Origin of the sequence: Sphingomonas sp. BAUL-RG-20F-R05-02 (genome assembly GCF_022662305.1) — a bacterium.
Lineage (GTDB): Bacteria > Pseudomonadota > Alphaproteobacteria > Sphingomonadales > Sphingomonadaceae > Sphingomonas.
Genome location: NZ_JAKNQH010000083.1, coordinates 1 through 283 on the forward strand (window position 1 = coordinate 1; position 283 = coordinate 283).

Annotated in this window: 1 pseudogene; it reads left to right on the forward strand. The window is 65.0% G+C overall.

The features are described 5' to 3' along the window. A pseudogene (locus L8F97_RS22530) lies at nucleotides 1-283 on the forward strand (IS66 family transposase); the annotation flags it as partial.

Here is a 283-nt window from a genome sequence, read left to right on the forward strand (position 1 = left end):
GGCGGTTCGCTGCCCATCGTGCGGGATGCGTGTGAGGGCCGCGCTGCCGGACGCGGCGAAGGGGACGCCGTTTGGCGCGCGGATCCATGCGATCGCGACCTATCTGAAGACCTTTCAGGCGTTGTCCTACGAACGGCTTCAGGGGGCGTTTGCCGATCTGTTCGGTCTGACGATCAGCCAGGGCGGTCTGATGAACATGCTCCGCCGTGCGCAGGCGCATTTTGCAGGTGGCCGCGATGACGCCGTATCGAAGCTGCGTCAGGCAGGTGTGGTGAGCTCGGAT